Annotated in this window: 3 protein-coding genes and 1 pseudogene; 1 reads left to right on the top strand and 3 read right to left on the bottom strand. The window is 71.8% G+C overall.

Annotated features, from left to right (window positions below):
• From G3I53_RS20915 to G3I53_RS20905, 3 genes are all read right to left on the bottom strand, one after another.
• Positions 1–1830: glycosyltransferase (locus tag G3I53_RS20915; protein WP_343240657.1), on the bottom strand; the 1830-nt coding region annotated here is incomplete at its 3' end.
• A complete protein-coding gene (locus G3I53_RS20910) occupies positions 1827–3098 on the bottom strand; it encodes a nucleotide sugar dehydrogenase (protein ID WP_164333563.1) in 1272 nt (423 codons plus the stop codon). The genes G3I53_RS20915 and G3I53_RS20910, both read right to left, overlap by 4 nt.
• 400 nt (positions 3099–3498) lie before the next feature.
• On the bottom strand, positions 3499–4533 hold the full coding sequence (locus G3I53_RS20905) for a hypothetical protein (protein ID WP_164438645.1): 1035 nt from the start codon (positions 4531–4533) through the stop codon (positions 3499–3501).
• A 79-nt stretch (positions 4534–4612) separates the two neighbouring features.
• Between G3I53_RS20905 and G3I53_RS20900 the strand changes: the two are divergent.
• A pseudogene (locus G3I53_RS20900) lies at positions 4613–4836 on the top strand (NTP pyrophosphohydrolase); the annotation flags it as partial.

The following is a 4836-nucleotide window of genomic DNA, read 5'->3' as shown; positions in this document are numbered from 1 at the left end:
GTCCTGCGGCTGCTGCGGGTGCTGCCCGGGGTGCGGGTGCTGCGGGTGCTGCTGCTGCGGCGGGTACGGCTGCCGCTGTTGCGGTGCGTAGGGCTGCCGCTGCTGCGGGGGCTGCGGGTAGGCGCCGTCGCCCTGCCACTGCGGCCGGCCACCGCCCTGCGGCGCGCCCTGCGGTCCGCCGCCCTGCCAGCCGTGCCCCACCGGTGCCTGCTGCGCGGGCTGGGGAGCGGGCCCGGGCTGTCCGGGGGTGCCCCAGCTCACGGGCTGCTGCGGCACGTTCTGGTGGACCTGCTCGTCGTAGCCGGGCAACGGCTGCGGCTGGCTGGGGATGTAGGCCGAGCGGGGCCGGGTGCGCAGGGCCACGCCCTCGAGACGCATCAGCTGGAGCGTCTCGGTGACCTTCTTGTCCGAGTACGGGTCCTCTTCCTCGAAGATCTCCGTGACGTCGGCCTCGTGGTCGCCGGCCACCGACACCTCGACGCCGGCCTGCCGGGTGCCCCAGCTGCCCTTGTGCAGGGTGAGCAGCGCGTAGAAGCGCAGCGGGGTCAGCAGGAACAGCTGGATCAGGCCGTACAGCGGGGCCAGGAGGAACATCCCGAACCGCTTGATGAAGCCCATGCCGCGGCGCGGGAAGTCCAGGTAGCGGACATTGCGCAGGTAGCCCATGAGGACCATGAACAGGGCGTAGTCCCCGATGTGGTTCAGGAACCGGGCCGGCTGCATGATCGGCAGGATGACCATGGAGTAGAACATGGCCGTGCCGAAGACGAGCCACAGGCCGAGTTCCATGCAGGTGAGCCAGAACGCGGGCCGGTACTTCTTCTGGTGCCGGAAGGCCCACAGGGACTCGCGGAAGAACGACTTGTTCCAGCGGACCTGCTGGCGCAGGAAGTGCGGCAGCTTCTCGGGGACCGCGGTGTAGCCGACGGCGGTCTCCTGGAAGACCACCTGGCCCTCCATCAGGCAGTAGTTGGTCATGCGGCGGTCGTCGCCGAAGACGGCCGGCTTGCCCAGGAACTGCTGGTTGAGGAAGTCCGGCAGGTACTTGCGCACCAGCGAGCCGCGGTACGCCGAGAGGGCGCCGCAGCAGCACAGCACCGACTTCAGCCGCGAGTAGGCGGCCCGTTCGAAGAGGAACGAGTTGCCGTAGCGCAGGTCCTGCAGCCGGGTGAAGACGTTGCTGTCGTGGTTCAGCGCGAGGACCATGCCGGTGGAGGCCATGATCTTCTCGTCGGCCAGCGGCAGCAGCAGTTCGCGGACCGTGTCCCGGGAGAGCACGGTGTCGGAGTCCACGCACAGGAAGATGTCGGAGTACGGCGCGGCCTCGAAGCCGAGCGCCAGCGCCTCGCGCTTGCCCTTGTTCTCGGGCTGCACGCTGACGGTGTACTTGACGCCGAGCGCCTCGAACTCGGGGCGCATCCGCTTCGCCGCCCGGATGCCGCCCGAGTCGGCGCTGCAGTCGTCGATGATGTGGATCTCGTTGGGGAGGCGGCTCTGGGCGAGCAGGCTGCGCATGCCCTGCTCGAACATCACCGGGTCCTCGTTGTAGATCGGGATGACCGCGGTGACCCAGCACTCCTCGAGGTACTCGAGTTCCTCGCGGTTGGCCTTGGCGGGCCGGTAGAACAGGGCGCCGAACATCTTCAGGCCCAGCAGGCTCATGGCGCCGATCGAGTACAGGTGCAGCGAGTCGGAGTCGAGCCGGGTGGCGATGAACGCGGCGATGGCGATGAAGAAGAGGTACGAGACCTTCAGATGCCGGCGCTTGCGGTGCCCTCGGCGCCCGCCGGAGTCGACAGCTCCGGGTATGTACGTATCCTCAGTCGTCACAGCTTGACCACCCGGGGGTGATCGGCGGACTTGCCCCGGGTGTCGAACAGCTTCCGGGCGCGGTCGGCCAGCGCGTCCAGGTCGATCTCCCGGTGCGGCTGGAGCAGGATCGTCAGGTCCGCGGCCTCGGCGGCCGCCAGGCAGTCGCCGGCCCGCTCGACCGCGATGCCGTCGACCGTCCAGCCGTCGACGTGCGGGTCGAAGTAGCTCAGGTCGGCACCGCGGTCCCGCAGGTACTCGGCGACGGCCACGGCGGGGCTCTCGCGCTGGTCGGAGATGTCCGGCTTGTAGGTGACGCCGATGAGCAGGACGCGGGAGCCGCGCACGGCCTTGCCCTCGTCGTTGAGCAGGTCGGCGGCCCGGTTCACGACGTGGACGGGCATGCGCTGGTTGATCTCCTGCGCCAGCTCCACGAACCGGAACGGGATGCCCAGCGAACGCACCTTGTAGGAGAGGTAGTTCGGGTCGATGGGTATGCAGTGCCCGCCGACGCCGGGGCCCGGGTAGAACGGCGCGAAGCCGAACGGCTTGGTGGAGGCGCAGCGGATCGCGTCCCACAGGTCGACGCCGATCTCCCGGCAGAACATCGACATCTCGTTGACGAGCGCGATGTTGACGTGCCGGTAGGTGTTCTCCAGCAGCTTGGCCATCTCGGCCTCGCGGGTGCCCTTGGCCTCCACCACGCGGGCCACGAAGCGCTCGTAGAGGGCGCGGGCGGCCTTGGTGCAGTCGGCGGTGACGCCGCCGACGACCTTCGGGGTGTTCTCCAGGCCGAAGGAGGCGTTGCCCGGGTCGATGCGCTCGGGCGAGAACGCCAGGTGGAAGTCCTGGCCCACGGTGAGACCGGTCGCCTCCAGGCGGGGCCGGACGATCTCGTCGGTGGTGCCGGGGTAGGTCGTGGACTCCAGGACGACGAGCGTGCCGGCCCGCAGGTGGGCGGCGACGTCCTCGACGGCGGCGTGCACCGCGCCGAGGTCGGGCGCGCCGTACTCGGTGAGCGGGGTGGGCACGCAGATGACGACGGCGGCGGCGTCGGCGATCACCTCGGGCCGGTCGGACGCCGTGAAGCCCCGTCCGAGCATCGCGGCGACCTCGGCGTCCGTGATGTCGTCCACGTGGGAGCGGCCGGCGTTCAGACCCTCGACGACGTTGCGGCTGCGGTCGAGCCCCACCACCCTCAGTCCGGCGGCGGCCGCGGAGCGGGCCAACGGCAGCCCCACGTAACCGAGTCCGACAACGACAAGATCCGTCGTGGAGGATCTGCTCACGACACCATTCCCAACCCCGTTGCACGGCCTGCGGGCAGGCCGGGACGCGGGCAGCACAAACCGCCCGTGTAATTCGAACAAGTGCGAGGAGGCTAACAGAACCTTCACGTATGGACCCGACTCCACCCACGTGCGACTTGTCACGCACCTTTTCCTACAACCCTTGACGGGACTCGTGTGTCTCCCGTCACCAAAGCCACATCGGCCCAGGTGGGGCCGTACCGCCTCGTCCGCCGTCCGGCCCGGACGGCCGGATTCCGACGCGTCGTGCCCCCTCCGGCACATTCGGTCACCGGCAACTCCCGTGCGGCGGCGGGTACTTGGTGCGCACCGTAGGGCCGGTGGGACAGATGGGTGAGATCCGGCTCCGGCGTCCGCACCAGCCGGGCACCGCCGTCGCTCAGACCTCCTGCCACGCCCGGAGCGCCAGTCCCGGTTCGTCCTTGCGCCGGGTCAGCCGCAGCATGCCGGTGGAGGGCGACAGGGCGGCGGCCACCACCTCACCGTGCTCGTCCAGGGCCGGCGCCACCCGGGCGTCCGCGGGCAGCGCGGGACCGGATTCGGTCCACCAGGCGCCGGCGGCTTCCTGCTCGGTGGGGTGGGCGGCGAAGACGGCCCGGCCGCTCGCGGACCGCTGCGCGAGCAGCGTGCAGTCGTGTCCGTCGATGACGCAGCGCACCGCGGAGACCGGCCCCGGACCGGCCGACGCGAGCAGCGGGACCGGCTCCTGTCCCGGCCGCCACGCGCACAGTTCCCCGTTCTCGTCGGTGAAGTAGCAGGTGGTGCGGTCGGCGGAGGTGACCAGCGCGCGCAGCGTGCCCGGCCGGACCGGCACCTCGACCGACTCCCCCGGCACCGGGGGCGCGCCCGGCTCCGGATGCGCCCAGTGCCGGATCCCGCCCCGTACGGCCGCGTACACCTCGATGCGGCCCGAGGCCGCGGTCACGGCCGCCGGGGCGCCGCGGACGCCCGCCCGGCCAGCCTCCTCCTCGGTGTCCAGCATCCGCCAGGGCTCCCAGCCGCCCTTCTCCTTCTGCGCCAGCAGGCCGATCCCGCCGGCCGCCGTGGCCACGAACACGTGTGCCCGGCCGCGGGCGTCGACGGCGACGGCCGGTGTCCCGGTGCGCTCGCCCTTCTTGTCGGGGTGGCCGACGGGCTGCCAGTCCAGGGGCGCGAGGCGGGGCCGGAAGTGGGTGGAGTGCACCAGGCCCGCCTGCCCGCTCCCGGTGGGCCGCCAGGCGACCAGGTGGGCGTAGCCGTCGGCGCCCTGCCCGACCGCCGCGTCCGGGATCAGCCGCTGGTCGCCGCCGATCCGGCGGGGCGGCTCCCACGGGCCGCCCGGGGCGAGTTCCGCGCGGCACAGGACGGCGTCGTCCGACGGCAGGTACACGGTCAGGCGGCCGTCTCGGCCGCGGAGGAGCCAGTCGCCGTTCACCTCTTCACTTTATGCAGGCGTGTTCGATCCCTCCGTCCGGGTCCCCGTTCCCCGGGGGTGTCCGTGGCACCCTGAGCGCATGAACGACACCACCGTCCCGCTCGTGATCGTCGACGCCGCGAACGTGGTCGGTTCGGTGCCCGACGGCTGGTGGCGGGACCGGCGCGGCGCCGCCGAGCGGCTGCGGGACCGGCTGGCCGCGGACGGCCTGCCCGGGCGGCCCGGCCCGCTGGACATCGTCCTCGTCGTCGAGGGCGCGGCCCGCGGCGTGGAGTCGGTGCCGGGCGTCCGCGTGGAGTCGGC

This window comes from Streptomyces sp. SID14436, assembly GCF_010548465.1.
Lineage (GTDB): Bacteria > Actinomycetota > Actinomycetes > Streptomycetales > Streptomycetaceae > Streptomyces.
The sequence above is the reverse complement of the archived record's forward strand: the minus strand, read 5'-3'. Positions and strand labels throughout refer to the sequence as shown.